This window comes from Candidatus Polarisedimenticolaceae bacterium (genome assembly GCA_036376135.1).
In the GTDB taxonomy this organism is placed as follows: Bacteria; Acidobacteriota; Polarisedimenticolia; order Polarisedimenticolales; family DASRJG01; genus DASVAW01.
The window spans coordinates 1-19832 of sequence record DASVAW010000107.1; the positions used below are offsets into that span (position 1 = coordinate 1).

The following is a 19832-nucleotide window of genomic DNA, read 5'->3' on the forward strand; positions in this document are numbered from 1 at the left end:
GGCGTTGGCATAGAGGCGGGTCGAGCTGCGCATCACCTCGTCGACGATGACGAGGCCGTTCGCCCTGAGCGTGGCGCCGGTCGCCGTGTTGTCGACGATGACGTCGGCGTCCTCGGGGGGGAAGACCTCCGTGGCGCCGAACGAGAGGACGAAGGTGGCGTCGAGGGCGCGCCGCTGCATCCACGCACGCGTCAGCCTCTCGTATTCCGAGGCGACGACGAGCGGGCGCGACGGCAGCGCGCCCTCCACGAGCAGCGAGGCCGGAGCGGCGGCGACGAGGCGGACCGGATCGAGGCCGGTGTCCAGGAGCTCGACGAGGTTCCCGCCGAGCTCCGCGACCCAGTCCGCGCCGGCGAAGCCGACGTCGCGCGTCCCAAGGTGGAGCATCTCGACGATCGTCTGCGGCTTGAGGATCTTCGCCTCGACCCCCTCGAACGCCACCGAGGGGCGGTAGCCGCGGGCTCCCGTCTGGATGCGGATGCCGGCGTCGCCGAGGAGGCGGAACACCCCCTCCTGCATGCGTCCCTTCGGGAGGGCCAGCTTCAGATTCGATCGATCCTGGAGGGGCGTCATTCGGGGCTCCTTCGACGCCGGCCCCGGAGCCTGTCCCCTGAAACGGGAACGCCGGCCCCGGGGCCGGCGTCCGTGGGTCAGACCAAGCTGTTCCGCACGATCACGCCGTCCCCTCGGGATGGGGGAGGAGATGGGCGTGATGGTGCCGGAGCGAGTTCACGTCGGAGAGGGTACCGAGCGATCCGGGGCCCGGCAACCCGCGCGAGGTTGACTTCCGATAAATCACGGTGCGGATGCAGCGGGGGTTTCGAAAGGGGACGGCGCACGGGAACCCGCGGTCGCATCGTCGGTCTCATCAAGGGAAGGAGGCCGCCATGTCGGACACGACCCTCGCCCGTCCGTTCGGAGTGGCCCTGGGACTTCATCTCGGCGCGGGGAGCACGATCGCGTTGCTCTCGTGGCTGTCGCTGGGTGCGACCCCCGCTCCTCCGGAGCTCCCGCTGGTCTTCCGCACGCCGCCGCACCGCGTGATCCTCGACGGCGGGGGGCGGCCCGCGCCGCGCCGGGCGGCGCCGCGCCCCGCTCCCGCGCGGCGGGAGCTGCAGCAGCCGATCCCGACGCCGGAGCCGGCGCGCCCCGAGCCCCCCGGACCGCCGGTCGACACCGATCTGAAGGGGGATCCGACGTTCCAGGGGGTTCCCGGTCCCTACGACGGCGCGGGAGGGCACGGCACCGGTCCCGAAGGTCCGGGTTGGGGCGACGGCCCTCCCGGTGACGATTCCGGATCGTCGCACGAGGCTCCGATCGACGTGACCGGCACGATGACCCCGCCGCGACTGATCCTGAAGGTGAGCCCGGAGTACCCGAGGATCCCGCTGCGCATGGGACTGTCCGGCACCGTCCTCCTGCGCGCGGTGATCGGCCCGGACGGCTCGGTCGAGGAGGTCGCGCTCGTGCGCGCGACGAGTCCGCTGTTCGTGGAGGCGGCGACCGACGCGGTGAGGCGGTGGCGCTACACCCCGGCGCTGCAGTCGGGACGACCGGTGCGCGTCTACTTCGATGCGGTCGTGGAGTTCAAGATCCGTTGACGACGCTACACTGCCTCGCGGAGGAGGTCCGCATGGCAGGCAAGCTGGTCCGGAAGGAAGGGATGATCGCAGGCGTCTGCGCGGGGATCGCCGACTGGATCGGCTGGGACGTGACGACGGTCCGCGTGTTGTACGTCGTCCTCTCGATCCTCTCCGCGGCGTTCCCCGGGATTCTGGTGTACCTGATCCTGTGGCTGGTGATGCCGAAGGACTGAGGTCAGTTCAGCCGCCAGATCGCCGCGTTCAACGCCGTCGCGAACGTGACCCACGCCAGGTAGGGGACCATCAGCCATGCGGCGGGACGCGAGCGCCGTTGGAAGACGACGATCGTCGCCGATATCGCGAGCCACAGGAGCAGGATGTTGAGAAGCGCCGCCCCCGGGGCGCGCATGCCGAAGAACGCGATCGACCAGTGCGCGTTCAGGGTCAGCTGGATCCCCCACAACGCCAGCTCCCGCCGCGCGGAGCGGAAGTTCCCCGCGGCGCGCCACACGAGCCACGCCGCAACCCCCATCGTCGCGTAGAGAACGGTCCACACCGGCCCGAACAGCCACGACGGCGGCGTCCACGTGGGCTTCGCGAGCGTCGGATACCACTCGACGACGCCGCGCGCGGTGGCGAGGCCGCCGATCGCGGCGGCCGAGAACGCCGCGACGAGGAAGACGAACAGCACGCCGACGGACTTCACCACGACAGCAGGGTCCTGAGGGTCGGCACCAGCCGCGCCTTGGGGGAGAAGACCTCCTCCAGGTGCTTCGAGAACGGGACCGGCGTGTCGAGCCCGCCCAGGCGCTCGACCGGCGCGTCGAGGTGCTGGAAGCAGTCGTGCGCGATCGTCGCCGCGACCTCCGCCCCGAAGCCGCCGGTGATCGGAGCCTCGTGCAGGACGAGGACCTTCGACGTCTTGCGCACGGAGGCGTCGACCGTCTCCCGGTCCCACGGCAGGAGCGTGCGCAGGTCGATCACCTCGACCTCGTACCCTTCGAACGCGAGCTCCTTCGCGGCCTCGACGGCCCAGGACACCCCGGCACCCCACGTCACGACCGTGGCCTCCCAGCCCTCGCGGACGACGGCGGCCTTCCCGAGCGGAAGGGTGTAGTGCCCCTCGGGGACCATCCCCTTCACCGAGCGGTAGAGCTGCTTGTGCTCGAGGTAGAGGATCGGGTTTCCGTCCTCGAAGGCGGAGAGCAGGAGCCCCTTCGCGTCGTACGGCGTGGCGGGGGCGATCACCTTGAGCCCGGCGACGTGCGTGAACCACGCCTCGACGTTCTGCGAGTGGAACGGCCCCGCGCCGGTGCCGCCGCCGATCGGCGCCCGGATCACGACGGGGACGCGCGCGCCCCAGCGGTAGTGGTTCTTGGCGAGATTGTTGACGATCTGGTTGAAGCCGCAGGTGATGAAATCGCCGAACTGCATCTCGATCATCGGCACGAACCCGTCGAGCGCGAGCCCCATCGCGCACCCGACCGCACCGGATTCGATGATCGGCGTGTTGCGCACCCGTTCCCGCCCGAACTCTTCGGCGAACCCCTCCGTCGCCTTGAAGACGCCGCCGTACTCCGCGATGTCCTGCCCCATCAGGATGATCTTCGGGTCGCGGCGCATCGCGACCTGCATCGCGTCCTTCACCGCGTCCACGTAACGCAGCTCGCGCATCGGGGCGTCGGGAGCGGGGGGGACGGGGACGAGGCTCGAAGGTGCGTAGACGTCGGCCACCTCGCGCTCCGGCGTCGAGTCGGGATCGGCCGCCGCGTACGCCTCGTCCACGAGGCCGTCGATCCGCGCCTTGAGCTCGAGACGGATCCTCGCCTTCGCCGTCTCGTCGAGAAACCCGCGTTCGGCGAGGTGCGCCTCGTAACGCAGGATCGGATCCTTCTTCCCCCACTCCTCGAAGAGGTGCTTCGGGACGTAGGCGGTCCCCGAAGCCTCCTCGTGGCCGCGCATCCGGAAGGTCTTGAACTCGAGAAGCGTCGGGCCGTCCCCCTTCCGGGCCCGTTCCGCGGCGCGCGAGACGGCGTCGACGACGGCGAGGACGTCGTTGCCGTCCACGACTTCGCCGGGGATCCCGTATCCGATCGCCTTGTCGGCGATGTCCTTGCACGCGTACTGCTCGGCGGTCGGGGTCGAAAGCCCCCACTGGTTGTTCTCGACCACGAAGAGCACCGGGAGCTTCCACACGGCGGCGAGATTGACGGCCTCGTGAAAATCGCCTTCGCTCGTGGCGCCGTCGCCGGTGAAGGCGCAGGCGACGCGTCGTTCCCCGCGGAGCTTCGCCGCCAGGGCGAGCCCGTCGGCGACGGGGAGCATCGCGCCGAGGTGGCTGATCATCCCGACGATCCGGTGCTCGAGGGTCCCGAAGTGGAAGGTGCGGTCGCGCCCCTTGGTGAACCCGCCTTCCTTTCCGAGGAGCTGGTGGAACAGCTTGACGAGGTCGAGGCCGCGCGTCGTGAACACCGCGAGGTTGCGGTGCATCGGGAGGATCCAGTCGTCCTTGTCGAGGGCGGTCACGACCCCCGCGGCGATCGCCTCCTGGCCGATGCCGGAGAACCACTTCGACAGGCGCCCCTGCCGGAGGAGCAGGAGCATCTTCTCCTCGATCATCCGCGGGAGGAGGATCGTGCGATAGAGCTCGAGGGCGCGGGTCTCGTCGGGGGCTTCGCGCATGGGCCGGAATCCTAGCGCAAGGCCGAAAGGACCAGGCGCGCGGCCTCCTCCGCGCACCCCCAGCTCATCGTCACCCCCGCGCCGCCGTGCCCGTAGTTGTGCACGAGGGTGCCGTCGCGCCGGATCTCCGCCTCCAGGCGTACCTCGCGCCGCCACGGGCGCAGCCCCACCGCGTGCGAGACCACGGGAGCGGCTCGCAGGCCGGGCTCGAGCTGCTCGCAGCGCGCCACGATCCCCCGCGCGACCGCGGGGTCGACCGAGGTGTCCCAGGCGTCCTCGTCCTGGGTGCCGCCGAGGATCACGCAGTCGGGACGCGGGATGACGTAGGCGAGCTCCCCCGGGCCGTGGTCGGCCTGGACGAAGCGCCGCGCTCCGCCCGGGGCGACGCGGACGATCTGGCCCCGCACCGGGCGGACGTCGCGGTCGCCGAGGAGGTCTCGCGCCCCGAGTCCCGTCGCGTTCACGACGACCGGCGCTTCCGCGAAACAGGCGTCGAGCGAGTCGACCTCGCGCTCCTCGACGAAGACGCCTCGCGACGCGAGGCGGGCCTCGAGCCACTTCAGGTAGACCGGCATGCGTACGACGGGGGCCTCGAGGACGAATCCGCCGCCGAACCCGGGCGGAAGCTCGGCGGCCGCCGCGCGGCGGAACGCGGGAACCGCGTCCTTCCACCAGGGCTCCTCGGCCCCCGCGTCGGGGTAGAGGTCGATCCCCGGCAGCCACGTGACCCCCGCCTCGGGGATGCCGAGCAGGGTTCGGAAGACCTCGAGAGTCCGGCGGCTCCAGGCGAGGGCGCGGTCGGGAGGGCCGACGCGGAACGGGTACCAGACCGCCGCGGCGACGTCGGAGGTCGTGTGCGGCGAACGCTCCCGCGCGATCACGCGGACCCGCACCCCCTCGCGCGCGAGGACGAGTGCGGTCGAAAGCCCGGCGACGCCGGCGCCGACGACCACGATCGGCGGCTGCGGGGCGTTCATGGCGGTGGTAGCCTAGCGCCGACACACCCGCCGGAGGACCCATGAAATCCGTTCGCCCCCTCGCGGCGATCCTCGCGATCGTCCCCGCCATCGTGTGTTCGCCTTCGTTCGCCGCCGACGCGCCGCGGGTGACCGCCGCGACCGGCGACGCGACGCGGATCCAGCTCGTCTTCGACCGCGCCGTCGTCGCGCTCGGCGCGGCCGACCCGTCCGGCACCCCGCCGGCGTGGCTCCGGATGGAGCCGAAGGCGGAGGTGAGGTGGCGCTGGGCGGGGACCTCGACCCTCGTCGGCGAGCCGGCGAAGCCGCTCCCGCGCGCGACGACCTTCCGGATCTCCGTCGGGGCGGAGGTCGCGCCGTACGCCTTCGAATTCTCCACCCCCGCGCCGCGGGCGGTGCTTCTCGCCCAGGGGCCTCCCGACGCGGAGCTTCTCGCCTGGGCGGAGTGGGCGTTCGACTCCGGGAACACCGGAACGGGGGGAGCGATCGCCCCGGACGAGGCGCTGCGGGTGGTCTTCGACCAGCCGGTGGAACCGGCGAGCGTGGCCGCGGCGATCGCGGCTTCCACGACGCCGCGACCGCTCGCGGGGGCCGCGAGCCTGCTGGATGCGCCGGCGCGCCGGAAGTTGTCCCCCGACCAACTCGCGGCGTACGAGGCGTTCGTCGCCTCCGCGAAAGGGACGAAGCAGCCGAAGGTCGCGGTGCGCGTCGAGCCGATCGCGGGGACCGACGGGCGGGCCTTCCGTGTCTCCCCGTTGGGGACGTGGCCGGAGTCGGCGGTGCTGAGGCTCGCCGTCGCCGCGGGCGTGCGATCGACGGAAGGGCCCAACCCGGGAGCCGCCGCGTCCGCGACCTTTGACACTCCCTGGCCGTTCGGGCCGGCGTCGATCGAGGGACGGGCGGCGATGCGCGCGAAGGGGTTCGACCCCGAGTCGACGGCGGTGCGTTTCTCCTCGCCGGTGCGCTGGGCGGACGCGGTGGAGCGGGTCACGCTGCGCGACGCCTCCGGGAAGGTCGTGAACCCGGTCCCGGCCGAGGCGGCGTGGTACTGGACCTGGGCCGAGCCGATCCTCCGTCTCGATCCGTTCGACGTCCAGGGCGGCGGGCGGTACACGTTGTGCGTCGAGGCGGGGATGAAGGACGCCTGGGGGCGGACCCTGGGCTTCCCCTGGTGCGGGTCGTTCGAGACCGCGCACTTCGCGCCGCGCCTGCAGGTCGTGGAGGCGCAGGGCGTGCTCGAGTCCGACGGGCCGCGCATGATCCCCGTCGGCGTCCTCAACGTCACGAGTTACCGGGTGGAGCATCGCGCGATCGCCGAGGAGGACCTCGTCGCCGCGCTCCAGGCGCCCGAGCAGGCGCCGGGCTCCGGGGCGGCCGCGGTGCAGACGAAGGTCCCGCAGGACCGGTGGCGCACGATCGCCCTCGACCTCGACGCGGTGCTTCGCGGCCGGCCCGGAATCGTCCGATCGACGCTCGCGGTGAACGGCGTCGTGCCCGACTCGGAGTTCGACGCGAACGAGGGGGCCCGGCTTCGCGAGCCCAGGACGGCGATCACGCAGGTCACGGGGATCGGGCTCACGGTGAAGTCGAGCGTGCGTGCGGGGACGCTCGTGTGGGCGACCCGCCTTCGCGACGCGATGCCGGTCGAGGGGGCGGAGATCACCCTGCGCGACAAGGACAACGCCGTGATGTGGCGCGGCCGCACCGACGCGCGCGGCCTCGCGCGCACGGCGACCGACCTCGACCCGAAGAAGGTCTTCGTCGTCACCGCGAGGCAGGGGGACGATCTCGCCTACACGAGAGCGAGCTGGTCCGAGGGGCACCGGGGCTGGGAGTTCAACCTCCCCGTCGACTGGCGCGACGAGAAGCCGGTCGAGGGCACGATCTGGACCGACCGCGGGGTCGTCCGCCCGGGAGAGTCGGTCCACGTGAAGGCGGTCCTTCGCGACCGCAGCGACTCCGGACTTCGCCGCCCGGCCGCGAAGGAGGTCGCCTTCCTCGTTCGCGACGCGCGCGGGGCGGAGGTCGCGACCTCGACCGCGCCGGTCGACGCGTGGGGGCTCGCGGAGACCGAGGTCAAGGTCCCGGCGGGAGCCTCGCTCGGCTTCTGGACCGTGGAGGCGAAGGGGACGTTCGTCTCGGGAGCGTTCCGCGTCGCCGAGTTCCGTCGCCCGAAGTTCCGCGTGTCGGTGGACGCCCCGGCGCGTCGCGTGATCGCGGGGGACGAGGTCGCCGCCGGGATCGAGGGGGCCTTCCTCGCCGGCGGCCCGATGCGCGGGGCGGCGGCGCGGTGGGTCGTGCGCAGCGAGCCGTCGTGGTGGCGCCCGGAGGGGAACGCCTGGGACGGCTGGTCGTTCGTCGCCGACGCCTTCGACGATTTCGAGGCGCCGTCGTCGGGGGAGCGGGTGATCGCCCAGGGCGAGGGGGTTCTCGACGCGCAGGGACGGCTCGCGGTCGCGATCGCGCGCGCGGAGGGCGTATCGACCCGCCCGGCGCGCCTGACGATCGAGGCCGAGGTCGAGGACGTCGACCGTCAGACCTCCGCCTCGCGCACGGGGGTGGACGTGCTCCCCGGCGAGTTCCTCGCGGCGGTTCGGCGCCCCCCGTATTTCCTCGAGGCGAAGCCCGCGACGTTCGAGGTCGCCGCCGTCGACCCGTCGGGAAACGCGGTCGCGGGGCGCGAGCTCGTGGTCGCCCTCGAGCGGCGCCGCTGGGACAGCGTGCGGCGCCGGGACGCCGTCGGGCGATTCGCCTACGAGTCCCGGCCGGTCGTCGAGAAGCTCGCCGAGACGACGGTCGAGTCCGGTCAGGCCCCGGTCGAGGTTCGTTTCGACCTCGCGGAGGGGGGCGAATACGCGGTCGTCGCGCGGTCGAAGGACGCGCGTGGAAACGCGGTCGCCGCGAGCGCGCCGTTCTACGTCCTCGGCCCCGGGTTCACGCCGTGGCGGCGCGACCGCGAGAACCGCATCGAGATCGTCGCGGAGAAGCAGGTCTACGCTCCCGGCGAGACGGCGCGGCTGCTGGTGAAGTCGCCGTGGGAGAAGGCGCACGCCCTCGTGACGATCGAGCGGGCGGGGGTGATCGAGGCGCGCCTGCAGACCCTCGAAGGGACGATGCCGGTCGTCGAGATCCCCGTGCTCGACGCCTACGCCCCGAACGTCTTCGTCTCGGTCGTGCTGATGCGCGGGCGGGTCGAGGCGTCGGCCTCCGCCGAGGCGATCGATCCGGGGCGGCCGCAGTACCGGATCGGCTACGCGGAGATCACGGTCCCGCCGCAGGGGCGCAGGCTCGCGGTCGAGGCGAAGGCGGTGAAGGACGAGTACCGCCCCGGCCAGATCGCGTCGGTGAAGGTGAAGGTCGCGGGGGACGACGGCGGTCCCCGCCGCGCGGCGGTCACGTTGTGGGCCGTCGACGCCGGGGTGCTCGCGCTGAGCGGCTACCGGGCCCCGGACCTCGTCGAGGTCTTCTTCGAGAGGCAGGGGCTCGGCGTCACGACGGCGGAGTCGCGCACGCGGCTGATCGGCCGTCGCTCGTACGGGACGAAGGGGGACAAGGCCGGCGGCGGCGGCGGGCGCGACCCCGGGGAACAGGCGCTGCGCCGCGACTTCCGCGCGCTGGCGGTCTGGCGCGGCGACCTCGTCACGGGCGAGGACGGGACCGCCGTCGTCGACTTCCCCGTTCCCGACAGCCTGACGACTTATCGCCTGATGGCGGTCGCGGTCGGCGGCGACGAGCTCTTCGGGACCGGCGAGTCCGAGTTCCGCGTCACGAAGCCGATCGGGGTCGAGCCCGCGCTCCCGCGGTTCCTGCGCCCGGGAGATCGCGCCCAGGCGGGGGTCGTCGCGCGCAATCGCACCGCCGCCGACGCGGAGTTCGAGGTGACGGCTTCGGTCGCCGCGGGACCGCTCGCGATCGAGGGCGACGCCGTGCGCAGGGTGCGCGTGCCGTCGGGAGGCTCGGTCGAGGTGCCCTTCGCCTGGACGGCCGCGGCGCCCGGGGAGGCGAGGCTGCGTTTCGAGGCGACGGCGGGCGCCGAGCGCGACGCGATGGAGGTCGTGCTCCCGGTCGTCGCCGTCGCGCCGACGGAGACGTCGGCGACGTTCTTCGCGGTCGAGGGGAAGGCGGATCAGCGCGTTCGGGTTCCCGACGACGTGTTCGCGTCCGCCGGCGGGCTCGAGGTGCGGCTCGCATCGTCGGTCCTCCTCGAGTCGATCGCCGCGTGGCGCTGGCTCGCGGACTACCCCTACGGTTGCGCGGAACAGACGTCCTCGAAGGTGCTCGGCCTCGTCGCCGCGAAGCGGCTCGGGTACGAGGCGTTCGGGGCCGACCTCCAGTCGCTCGCGGATCGCCTCGCCACCTTCCAGCGTCCCGACGGCGGGTTCGCGTTGTGGACGTCGGGGGATCGCAGCTGGGAGTCGTTGTCCCCGTACGTCGCGTGGGCGCTCGTGGAGGCACGGCGCGGCGGGGCCACGGTCGACCCCGCGGTGCTGAAGCGCGCGGGGGACTACCTCTCCGCGCTGCTCCGCCTCGGGGGGTTCGGCTTCGGGGAGCGCGACGGGTGGACGACCCGGGTGACCGCGCTCCACGCGCTCGAGAAGCTCGGGCGTCCCGAGCCGGCGTATTTCCAGGACCTCTTCGACCGGCGCGCCGACGGGCGGCCGACGTGGGCGAGGGCGATCCTCGCGAGGACGATGCTCGCCTCGAACCCGAAGGACCCGCGCGCGGGGGTGCTCGCGCAGGAGGTGCGCGGCCGCCTCGCCGTCGAGGCGCGCGCGGCGCGGCTGCGGGAGCCCGTCCCGGAGTGGGCGTACTGGTTCTTCGGCGGCGACGGTCGCGCGGACGCCTCGGTGCTGATGCTCCTCGTCGAGACCGACCCCGAGCTCGCCGACAAGCTCGCCCGGTCGATCCTCGAGCAGACGACGAAGCGCGGTTCGCGCACGACCCACGACAGCGCCTGGGCGCTCCAGGCGCTCGCGCGATACCGCGAGGTGCGCGAGGCGGGCGCCGGGCCGCGCGAGGCGGAGGCGCGCGTGGACGGCAAGCGCGTGGTGGAGGGACGGTTCTCCGGCGACGCCGCGCAGCAGGTCGCGGGGTCCATGACGATGGAGTCGCTCCTGAAGCGCGCGGCGAAGGCGAAGGACCGCACGCTCGCGCTGACCGTCGAGACGACGGGGAGCGGCCCCGTCCACGCGGGCGCGATCCTGAGTTACGCCCCGCGTTCGGAACGCCCGGCGATCACACGGGGACTGAAGCTCGAGCGGCGCCTTCCCATGCGGGCGGCCGCGGGGGAGGAGGTCGTCCTCGAGATCGCGATCGAGGCGACGGGGCCGGTGCGTTACGTCGCGATCGACGTCCCGATCCCCGCGGGGCTCGAGGCGATCGACCCGGGGCTCGCGACGACCTCGACGGAACCGGCGGCGGAGGAGGAGCGGCCCTGGTGGGAGCCGGGGATCGACCACGTCGAGCGGCACGACGACCGCGTGACCCTGTTCGCGACCGAGCTGCCGATGGGACGCACGGTGCACCGCGTCCCGTGCCGGGCGACGACGCCGGGAACGTACGCGGTCGCCCCCGCCCGGGCCGAGGCGATGTACGCCCCCGAGATCTTCGGCACCGTCTCCGGCGGCACGTTCCGGGTGGAGCCGGCCGAATGAGACGGCGACTGCTGGCCGTCGCGGGCGGCGTGGGGCTGCTCGCCGCGGCGCCGTGGGTGCTGGCGCCGGCGCCGGGTCCCCTCCTCGCGAGGGCGCCGCGACCGACCGTCGAGGTCGTCGATCGTCACGGCCGGCTGCTCCGCTCGGTGCCGGACGACGACGGCACGCGGTACCTGCCGGTCGTGCTCGCCGAGACTTCGCCGCACCTACGCGACGCGGTACTCGCCGCCGAGGACGGTCGTTTCCGCGTGCACCCCGGGATCGATCCGATCGCCCTCGCGCGCGCCGCCGTGCAGAACGCGCGCGCGGGGGCGGTCGTCTCCGGCGGGTCGACCCTCACCATGCAGCTCGCGCGGATCCTCGATCCGAGGCCGCGCGGGCTCGCCGCGAAGGTCCGCCAGGCGGCGCTCGCGGTGCGCCTCGAGGGGGCGTTGTCGAAGGACGCGATCCTCGAGGCCTACCTCTCGCGCGCGCCGATGGGGAACCGGCTCGTCGGTTACGAAGCGGCCTCCCGCGCCTATCTCGGCAAGCCCGCGTCGCAACTTTCCCCGGCGGAGGCGGCGCTGCTCGCGGCGATCCCTCGCGCGCCCTCCGCGCAGAACCCCCGACGCGACCTCGAGGGGCTCCGGCGGCGCCGCGACCGCATTCTCGACCGGATGGAGGGGATCGACGACGCGGCGCGCGAGGCCGCGAAGGCGGAAGCGATCGTGCTCGCGGACGACCCGTTCCGGAGCGAGGCCGCGGAGGCGGTGGCACGTGCGCTCGAGGAGGCTCCCGCGGGGAGCGCGCGCGTCGAGACGGGGATCGATCTCGAGCTCCAGCGGCGCGTCGAGCGCATCGCCGCCGGGCAGCTCCACCGACTGGAAGGTCACGGCGTCACCGCGGTCGCCGTCGCCGTCCTCGACGTGCGGGACGGGACCTGGCTCGCCCTCGAGGGCTCCGGACACGAAGGGCCGGGGATCGACGGCACGCGCGCGCCGCGCCAGCCGGGCTCGGCGCTCAAGCCGTTCACCTACGCCCTGGCCTTCGACCGCGGATTCACGCCGGCGACGGTGATCCCCGACCTGCCGCGGGCGTTCGTCGCCCCCGACGGGACGTGGGTGCCGCGCAATTACGACGACGCCTTCCACGGCCCGCTCCGCGCGCGCGACGCGCTCGCCTGCTCCGTCAACGTTCCGGCGGCGGTGGTGCTCGACGCCGTCGGTCCCGGCGAACTGCTGCGCACGCTGCGCGCGGCGGGGATCTCGACCCTCGCGCAGGACGCGGAGTGGTACGGGCTCGGCCTGACCCTCGGCGCCGGGGAGGTCCGCCTCGACGAGCTGACCGCGGCGTACGCTTCGCTGCTTCGGGGTGGGAGGTGGCGGCGGGCGTCGGTGCTGAAGGGGACGCCGGGCGAGTCGCGTCGCGTGGTTTCGGAAGCCGCGGCGGCGCAGGTCGCCGACATCCTCGCCGACCCCGAGGCGCGCGCTCCGGCCTTCGGCGCGTGGAGCGTGCTGCGCCTGCCGTTCCCTGCGGCGGTGAAAACCGGCACGAGCGAGGGGTTCCGCGACAACTGGGCGATCGGCGGCACGAGCGAGGTCGTCGTCGGCGTGTGGGCGGGGAGCTTCGACCGCGCGCCGATGGGGAACGTCTCGGGAGTCACCGGAGCCGGGAGCGTCTGGCACGAGGTGATGCTCGCCTGGCGGGAGGTCGCGGCGCGGGACTTCGAGCCCGGCCTCCCGGACCCTTCCTCGGGTCTCGAGCGCGCGCGGGTCTGCGCGTTGTCGGGGATGCGCTCCGCGTCGGCCTGCCCGCGAAGCGTCGCGGAGTGGTTTCGGCCGGGATCGCGGCCCGACGATCCCTGCTCCTGGCACCGCGTGCGCGACGACGGCCGCGTCGCGGTGCGCTGGCCCGCGGCGTACCTCGACTGGGCGGCGAAGGAAGGCCTGCTCGAGAACGATCCTCCTGCGGTGGCACGCGCGAGCGGTCCGCCCGAGATCACCGCCCCCGCCGAGGGGGACGCGTTCCTCCTCGCGGCCGACCTGCCGCGGCGGTTCCAGACGGTGGAGCTGCGCGCGGCGGTGCCGGGGAATCCGCGCGAGGTCGTCTGGATCGTCAACGGTCGCGAGCTCGCGCGGGCCGCGGCTCCGTACTCGGTCCGCTTCACGCTCGAGCCGGGGACCCACCGCATCGAGGCCCGCGCCGACGGCCGGATCTCGCGCCCGGTGACCTTCACGGTGTACGGAGGCTGACCGCGCGCTCTGCTACGATCCGGCGTCATGACGCGACGTATCCCTCTCGAGGATTTCTTCCGCAAGCCCGAGCGCACCGGGTTCGAGTTGTCCCCCTCGGGGAGCCACCTCGCCTTCCTCGCCCCATGGGAGCGCAGGCTCAACGTGCACGTGCTCGACCTCGACACGGGGATCGAGCGACGCGTGACCGACGCCCGCGCGCGCGACGTCGCCGGTTTTCTCTGGGCCGACGACGACCGCATCGTCTACGTGCAGGACGCGGGAGGCGACGAGAACTGGCGGCTGCACGCGGTGTCGCGCGACGGTGGGAACCCGCTCGACTTGACCCCGTTCGAAGGGGTGCAGTGCCGCGTCGTGGACGATCTCGAGGAGGTCCCCGGCGAGATCCTCTTCGAGATGAACCGCCGCGACCCGCACGTCTTCGACGTCTACCGCCTGAACGTGAACACCGGCGCGATGACGGCGATCGCCGAGAACCCGGGGAACGTCCAGGGCTGGTACACCGACCACGAGGGGCGCCTGCGCCTGGCGACGACGACCGACGGCGTGAACACGTCGATCCTCTTCCGGGAGTCGGAGACCGATCCCTGGCGGACCGTCGCCACCTACGACTTCCGCGAGACCGCGCAGCCGCTGAAGTTCACCTTCGACAACCGGAACGTCTTCGTCTCCTCCAACGTCGGCCGCGACCGCCGCGCGATCTTCGAATACGACCTCGCGGCGGGGAAGGAGACGCGCCTGGTCTTCGAGCACCCCGAGGTCGACGTCTCGCACCTGCTCGTCTCGAAGGTGCGCAAGGCCGTCACCGGGGTGTTGTTCGAGACCGACAAGCCCCGCTACGTGTTCTTCGACGAGAAGCGTCTCGGGATTCAGCGGCGCATCGACGAGCGACTCCCCGACACGTTCAACGCGATCGCGTCGACCTCCCGCGACGAGAATCGCTGGATCGTCCACGCGACGAGCGACCGCACGCGCGGCGCGTATTGGCTCTACGACGCGCCGGCGGGCACTTTGCGCAAGCTCTTCGACGCGTCGCCGTGGCTTCGCGCGGCCGAGATGGCGGAGATGCGCCCCGTCGCCTTCACCTCCCGCGACGGCCTGCCGCTTCGCGGGTACCTGACGCTGCCCGCGGCGCGCGAGGCGAAGGGGCTCCCCCTCGTCGTGAACCCCCACGGCGGCCCCTGGCACCGCGACGGCTGGGGATTCGACCCGGAGATCCAGTTCCTCGCGAACCGCGGCTTCGCGGTGTTGCAGGTGAACTTCCGCGGATCGACCGGATACGGGCGGAAGTTCCTCGAGGCGAGTTTCGGCCAGTGGGGGCTCGCGATGCAGGACGACATCGCGGACGCCGTCGCGTGGGCGGTCGCCGAGGGGATCGCCGACCCTGCGCGGGTCGCGATCTACGGCGGGAGCTACGGCGGCTACGCGGCGCTGTCGGGACTCACGAAACACCCCGAGCTGTACGCCTGCGGGATCAGCTACGTCGGCGTGTCGAACCTCTTCACGTGGCTTGCCGCGATCCCGCCGTATTGGAAGCCGTACCTCGAGATGATGCACGTGATGGTCGGCCACCCCGAGCGCGACGCCGAGCGCTTCCGCGCGACCTCGCCGTTTTTCCACGCCGACCGGATCCGCGTGCCGCTGCTCGTGGTGCAGGGCGCCAACGATCCCCGCGTCCGCAAGGAGGAGTCCGACCAGATCGTCGCCGCGTTACGCGGGCGCGGCGTCGCGGTCGAGTACCTCGTGAAGGACGACGAGGGGCACGGCTTCCGGAACGAGGAGAACCTCTTCGAGCTCTACCGCACCGTCGAATCGTTCCTCGAGCGTCACCTCGGGGAGCCCGCATCGTAAGGCTCGTCGGGATTCCTCCCGAGCAGCCGCGTCAGCGCCCGACCGAGCTCCGCCCGCCAGAATCCCCACGAATGCCCGTCCGGGGCCTCGTGCGTCGTGACGTCGTAGCCGCGCTCCTTCAGCGCGGCGGCGAAGCGGCGCTGGGGCTCGAGCAGGCGGTCGTAGGTGCCGACGGCGAGATGGAAGCTCACGTCGCGCTTGGGCCCTTCGCGAACGTCGCGGATCACGGCGTCGTCCCCCCGGTGGTACGCGCCGGACTGGCCGACCACGTTCCCGAAGAGGTCGGGTCGGGCGAGGGCGAGGCGCGCGGCCCCGAGCGCCCCCATCGACGGGCCGATCACGACGTTCAGCTCCGGGGCACGGTTGAGGCCGTACCGCTCGCGCACGTACGGGACGAGCTCTTCGGTGAAGAACTTCAGGAAGGCGTCCCCGCCGACGTCGTATTCCTCCATCCGCCGCACCGGCGGCACGAAGACCGCGACGACCGGCGGGATGTCGCCGCGCGCGATCAACACGTCGAGGGTGCGCCAGGCATCGGCGAAGTCCAGGTAGTCCTTCCCGTCGAGAAACCACAACGTCCGCATCCCCGCGGGGCTCTTGTACCCGCCCGGGACGTACATCGCATAGGGACGCTTCTCGCCGAGGACGGCGCTTTCGATCTCGAGGTCGGCGACGTACCCCTCCCACACGAACAGGCCGGAAGGCTGCGGGCCGAGCTCGGGGGGCGGGACGTACCCCGGCATCCGGAGCTCGGAATTGGGTCCGTACCCGCCGACTACCTGGCGCAGGCAGCGCGGATCGAGGATCCACTCCTCGCCGTTCCGCAGGAACTTGTAGTCGAGCCGGGCCTCGTACGCGAGCGGCGCCGCGAGCCACCACAGGTCGGTCCCCTCGACGCGCGCGAGGTCCGGGGCCTTGTCCTCGTCCCACTGCGATGCGTCCCCGATCCACTGGACGCGATTCGCCTCGCCGCGCCAGAAGAGAACCGCGCGCTCCCGGTCGACCAGGGGCGTCGTCACCGTCGCGTCGAGCCGCGCGTCCACCTCGCGCCGTCGCGCCTCCGGATCCATCGCGCCGAGCGCGGCGACCCAGCGCTCGAACCCGGCGGGGCTCGCGTCGAAGGGGGCCGGCGCCGGGGCCGGCGTGCGACGCGCTCCCGCGCACGCGATGGAAACCAGCAGCATCGGAACCACGGCGAGTCGTTTCATCCGCGCCAGTCTACCGGCGATGCGCTCGCCCCGGTTCTATACTCGCAACGTCGCATGGAGGGCGCCGTCATGGTCAAGCTCTACCACCTCGATCGATCCCCCTTCGGATGGAAGGTCCGCTTCGTCCTCGCCGAGAAGGGGATCCCCTACGAGGGGATCGTCCCCCTGAACAAGGCCGACGACCCCGGCTTCGCGAAGCTCAACCCCTACCGCCTCACCCCCGTCCTGCAGGTCGAGGACGGGCGCACGCTCTACGAATCCACCGTCATCTGCGAGTACCTCGAGGACGTCCACCCCGAGCCGGCGCTGCTCCCGAAGGAGCCCTTCGCGCGCGCGCGGATGCGCCTCCTCGAAGACACGACCGATCAGTACCTCTACGCCGCGCTGCGCGAATACCGGGCCTCGCTGTTCGAGTACAGGCCCCCGGTGCTCGTGCGCAAGCCCGAGTCCCAGGTCGACCACAGGGCGCTCGAGGCCTCGCGCACGAAAGTCCACGACCACCTGGCCCGGCTCGAGGCCGAGCTCGGCGACAAGGCCTGGTTCGGCGGGACGCAGTTCACCCTCGCCGACATCACCCTCGCCCCCGCGCTCACCGGGACGCTCGAGCTCCTGGGCGTGCTCCCCGACCCGAAGCGGTACCCGAACCTCGCCGCCTGGCGCGCGCGCATCGTCGAGCGCCCGGCGTACGACGCGTCGAAACCCAAGGAGCCGCTGCGCATCCAGGGATGAGCGACGCGGGGAAGTGGGTCGCGGTCGGCCGCGCCGAGCTCTGGGTCGAGGGGCGCGGCCGCGCCGTCCCGTGCGACGGCGCGACGGTGGCGGTGTTCCGTCACAAGGGGCGCTGGATCGCCCTCGACGACAAGTGCCCGCACATGGGCGCCTCCCTCGCGGCGGGGTTCGTCGCGGGAGACGAGGTCCAGTGCTCGTGGCACGAGTGGCGGTACTCGGTCGAGACCGGGCAGTGCCCGCTCCGCCCGTGGGCGAAGGTGCGCGTCTTCGACGTGAAGGTCGAGCAGGGCGAGGTTTGGCTGCGGGCTCCGGAGCCGGAGGCGCCGCCTCCGGAGGCCCCGCGACCGGAAGAGGACGAGCCGGAGTGGCTCGGCTGGGACCCGGAGAGGTTCTTCAAGAAGAAGGAAGCGGATTGACCCCTGCCATTCGGCGTATATAGTTACGCCATCTGGCAGGAGGTCGTCATGGCCCGTTCGCGCTCCTCGAACCACGAGTCCGATGCCGATCGATATCGGCGGTTCTCCGTCGGGGAGCCGCGCCTCGAGAACCCCTACGTCGCCTTCCTGGGGATGAGCGGGAAGCCCGACGCCGCACTCGTCCGGGAACTGAGCACGGGGCTCCCGTTCACCGCCTTCGCGCGCCTCCAGGACAACCTCGCGGTCACCGCGACCGAGCTCGCGATCCCCCTCGGGATTCCCGTTCGCACGCTCGCGCGACGACGAGCGCAGGGACGGCTGACGACCGACGAGTCCGACCGGCTCGTCCGGGTCTCCCGGGTCTTCGCGGCGACGGTCGATCTCTTCGACGGCCACCTCGACTCCGCGCGGCAGTGGTGGAAGTCCGAGATCCGCGGCCTGGGGTACGTCCGCCCCCTCGACGCGGTGCGGACGGAGGTCGGAACGCGCGCCGTCGAGACGCTGATCCACCAGCTCGCGCACGGGGTGTTTCCGTGACGCTTACCGCGTGGCGCGTCGTCCATCCGCGCTACGCTCCCTCCGCCTTCGACGGGGAAGGTGCCTCCTTCGGGGGCGGTCGCTGGACGAGTGCGGGGCACCGGGCGGTCTACGTCGCCGACTCGATCGCCCTCGCGCTGCTCGAGGTCTTCGTGCACGAGCCGCTCACGCTACTCCCGAGCTACGAGGTCGTCCCCGTGAGCTTCGACGAGGACGAGATGGAGACGGTCGAAGCAGGCCTCCTTCCCCGCGATTGGAGGGCGCCGGTCGCGCCGGCGGCGAATCGAGCGCTCGGCGACGCTTGGCTCGACCGCGCGCGCCTCCCGGTCCTCCGCGTGCCGAGCGCGGTCGTTCCGCGCTCGTGGAACTTCGTCCTCAACCCGGCGCATCCACGGTTCGCGGGTCTGGCGGTCGGTTCGGGCGAAGTCCTGACGATCGATCCTCGCCTCCGACGGAGGTGAGGCGATGTCCCTCGCCCTCCAGGGCCTCCTCCTCTTCCTCTTCATCCCCCTCGTGCTCGTCCTCTACCTGCGGATGCCGCTCGGCCTCCCCGCGAGCGTCCTCGGCGGGATCGCCATCATGCTCGCGCACCGGTTCGTCGCGCGGCCGTGGATGGAGCGTCACCTATCGGCCCGTTGCTTCTGGTGCGGGCGCTCCGGAGCGTCCGTCGACGCGAACTTCGCGTCGAAGGGGGCGACGATCGCCGCGCGCACCTGCACCGAGGATCATCGCGACGACCTCCACGCCTTCGCACACGTCGTCGCGACGGCGAAGCCGCTTCTCGCGCTCCTGATCCTCGTCCCCGTCGCCCTCTACCTCCTCAACGCCCTCGTCGCGATCGCCGGATGGACGATCGTCCCGCTCGGGGCGGCGGCGTGGGGTTTCAAGATCCCGATCGCCCTCGCCGTCGTGACGCTGTCGTTCGCCTGGCCCCTGGGCCGGTTCCTGTCTCGGGAGCCCGCGATCGACTTCCCCGTCCACAACCTGTTCCTCCTCGGTGTGAACAAGACCTTCTGGGTCTTCCGGATCGTGGGGTTGTTCTGGCTGGGGCAGGGGGTGTGGTCGGTGCTCGAGCGGGGATCCGGAGGCGGTTGGTGATCGACCCCGAGACTCGGCAGACGCTGTTCCGGGTCGCGTCCTCCGTCGGAGTCGGCGTCTTCCTCTACTACGCCTTCCTGTTCTTCATGCAGCGCGGCGTGATGTACCCGGCGCCGCGTGGTCCGTGGAACGGAACGGCTCCGGACGGGGCCCGCCGCGTGGCGTTGACCTCCGCCACGGGGCCGGTGGAGGCGTGGTTCCTCCCGCCGCTCGCCGCGAGCGAAGGGGCCGTTCCGGCGGTCGTCTACACGCACGGCAATGCCGAACGGGCCGAGTGGACCCTCCACGAGTTCGAGACCCTCCGACGCGCCGGCATGGCGATCGTCGTCCCCGAGTACCCCGGCTACGGGAGCGCTCCGGGCTCGCCGAGCGAGGAATCGATCACCGCCGCCGTCCTTGCCGCGTACGACTGGCTCGTGGTGCAGCCCGGGATCGACCCGGCACGGATCGTCGCGCACGGCCGGTCGATCGGAGGAGGTGCGGCGACGCGCCTGGCGGCACGACGCCCCGTCGCGGCGATCGTCCTCGAGTCGGCATTCACGAGCGCGCGCGTCTTCGCGCGGCGCTTCCTCGCGCCGGGGTTCCTCGTGCGCGACCCCTTCGACAACCTCGCCGCGCTGCGGGGTTGCCGCGGGCCGCTCCTGGTGATCCACGGCCGCCACGACACGATCGCCCCCTTCGAGCACGGCGAGCGCCTCGCCGCGGCCGTGCCGGGGGCGCGCCTGGTCCCGCTCGAGTGCGATCACAACGACTGCCCGAGGGCCTGGGGGGAGGTCCTGGAGTTCCTCGCCGGGGCCGGGGTGGTGCGCGCGGCGGCCTGAAGAGGGGCGAGTTGTGCGATCCTCCGCCGACCCTGGAGGGGCCCC

At 72.4% G+C, this 19832-nt stretch carries 16 protein-coding genes; 11 read left to right on the forward strand and 5 right to left on the reverse strand.

From position 1 onward, the window contains the following. The coding region (hisG, locus tag VF139_10785; protein HEX6851876.1) for an ATP phosphoribosyltransferase at positions 1 to 573 on the reverse strand (573 nt) is incomplete at its 3' end. Between the two features lie 314 nt (positions 574 to 887). On the opposite strand from hisG, the gene VF139_10790 reads away from it, so the two are divergent. Together VF139_10790 and VF139_10795 are read left to right on the forward strand one after the other, a co-directional pair. Then, entirely contained in the window at positions 888 to 1601 is a 714-nt protein-coding gene (locus tag VF139_10790) for an energy transducer TonB (protein ID HEX6851877.1), read from the forward strand. A 32-nt stretch (positions 1602 to 1633) separates the two neighbouring features. Next, positions 1634 to 1816 (forward strand): PspC domain-containing protein, encoded by a 183-nt coding sequence (locus VF139_10795; protein ID HEX6851878.1) that lies wholly within the window; start codon positions 1634 to 1636, stop codon positions 1814 to 1816. Positions 1817 to 1818: 2 nt separating this feature from the next. Here the strand turns inward: VF139_10795 and VF139_10800 are convergent, their stop codons facing one another. Genes VF139_10800 through VF139_10810 form a run of 3 tightly spaced genes read right to left on the reverse strand, consistent with a single transcriptional unit; the run spans position 1819 to position 5242 of the window. Next, the gene (locus VF139_10800; GenBank protein ID HEX6851879.1) at positions 1819 to 2292 is read right to left on the reverse strand and encodes a TspO/MBR family protein; all 474 of its coding nucleotides are present in this window, start codon (positions 2290 to 2292) and stop codon (positions 1819 to 1821) included. Further along, the gene (locus VF139_10805) at positions 2286 to 4265 is read right to left on the reverse strand and encodes a dehydrogenase E1 component subunit alpha/beta (GenBank protein HEX6851880.1); all 1980 of its coding nucleotides are present in this window, start codon (positions 4263 to 4265) and stop codon (positions 2286 to 2288) included. Before VF139_10805 ends, VF139_10800 begins: the two co-directional genes overlap by 7 nt. Positions 4266 to 4276: 11 nt before the next feature. Then, complete coding sequence (locus VF139_10810) at positions 4277 to 5242, reverse strand: FAD-dependent oxidoreductase (GenBank protein ID HEX6851881.1); 966 nt, start codon at positions 5240 to 5242, stop codon at positions 4277 to 4279. 41 nt (positions 5243 to 5283) lie between these two features. On the opposite strand from VF139_10810, the gene VF139_10815 reads away from it, so the two are divergent. The 3 genes from VF139_10815 to VF139_10825 are packed head-to-tail and all read left to right on the forward strand — an operon-like array spanning position 5284 to position 14978. Next, positions 5284 to 10896: an MG2 domain-containing protein gene (locus tag VF139_10815; GenBank protein ID HEX6851882.1), complete on the forward strand. Its 5613-nt coding sequence runs from the start codon at positions 5284 to 5286 to the stop codon at positions 10894 to 10896. Next, positions 10893 to 13127 (forward strand): penicillin-binding protein 1C, encoded by a 2235-nt coding sequence (gene pbpC / locus VF139_10820; GenBank protein ID HEX6851883.1) that lies wholly within the window; start codon positions 10893 to 10895, stop codon positions 13125 to 13127. The genes VF139_10815 and pbpC overlap by 4 nt, the downstream gene beginning before the upstream one ends. A 27-nt stretch (positions 13128 to 13154) precedes the next feature. Next, positions 13155 to 14978, forward strand: a complete 1824-nt coding sequence (locus VF139_10825) for a S9 family peptidase (GenBank protein HEX6851884.1) — start codon at positions 13155 to 13157, stop codon at positions 14976 to 14978. Here the strand turns inward: VF139_10825 and VF139_10830 are convergent. After that, positions 14954 to 16186 carry an alpha/beta hydrolase-fold protein gene (locus VF139_10830; protein ID HEX6851885.1) on the reverse strand — a complete coding sequence of 411 codons (1233 nt, stop codon included), beginning with the start codon at positions 16184 to 16186 and terminating at the stop codon, positions 14954 to 14956. The two genes, VF139_10825 and VF139_10830, sit on opposite strands and share 25 nt — an antisense overlap. Positions 16187 to 16240: 54 nt before the next feature. On the opposite strand from VF139_10830, the gene VF139_10835 reads away from it, so the two are divergent. From VF139_10835 to VF139_10860, 6 genes are read left to right on the forward strand one after another with little or no spacing between them, the layout of a single operon-like run. Further along, complete coding sequence (locus tag VF139_10835) at positions 16241 to 16915, forward strand: glutathione S-transferase family protein (GenBank protein ID HEX6851886.1); 675 nt, start codon at positions 16241 to 16243, stop codon at positions 16913 to 16915. Beyond that, positions 16912 to 17331 (forward strand): Rieske (2Fe-2S) protein, encoded by a 420-nt coding sequence (locus VF139_10840; GenBank protein ID HEX6851887.1) that lies wholly within the window; start codon positions 16912 to 16914, stop codon positions 17329 to 17331. The genes VF139_10835 and VF139_10840 overlap by 4 nt, the downstream gene beginning before the upstream one ends. 48 nt (positions 17332 to 17379) lie before the next feature. Further along, positions 17380 to 17868: an antitoxin Xre-like helix-turn-helix domain-containing protein gene (locus VF139_10845; GenBank protein ID HEX6851888.1), complete on the forward strand. Its 489-nt coding sequence runs from the start codon at positions 17380 to 17382 to the stop codon at positions 17866 to 17868. Then, positions 17865 to 18329, forward strand: coding sequence for an RES domain-containing protein (locus tag VF139_10850; protein ID HEX6851889.1), 465 nt, complete (start codon positions 17865 to 17867; stop codon positions 18327 to 18329). Before VF139_10845 ends, VF139_10850 begins: the two co-directional genes overlap by 4 nt. A 4-nt stretch (positions 18330 to 18333) precedes the next feature. Further along, the gene (locus VF139_10855) at positions 18334 to 18966 is read left to right on the forward strand and encodes a hypothetical protein (protein HEX6851890.1); all 633 of its coding nucleotides are present in this window, start codon (positions 18334 to 18336) and stop codon (positions 18964 to 18966) included. Next, positions 18963 to 19787 (forward strand): alpha/beta hydrolase, encoded by an 825-nt coding sequence (locus VF139_10860; GenBank protein ID HEX6851891.1) that lies wholly within the window; start codon positions 18963 to 18965, stop codon positions 19785 to 19787. The genes VF139_10855 and VF139_10860 overlap by 4 nt, the downstream gene beginning before the upstream one ends. The last annotated feature ends 45 nt before the right edge of the window (positions 19788 to 19832 follow it).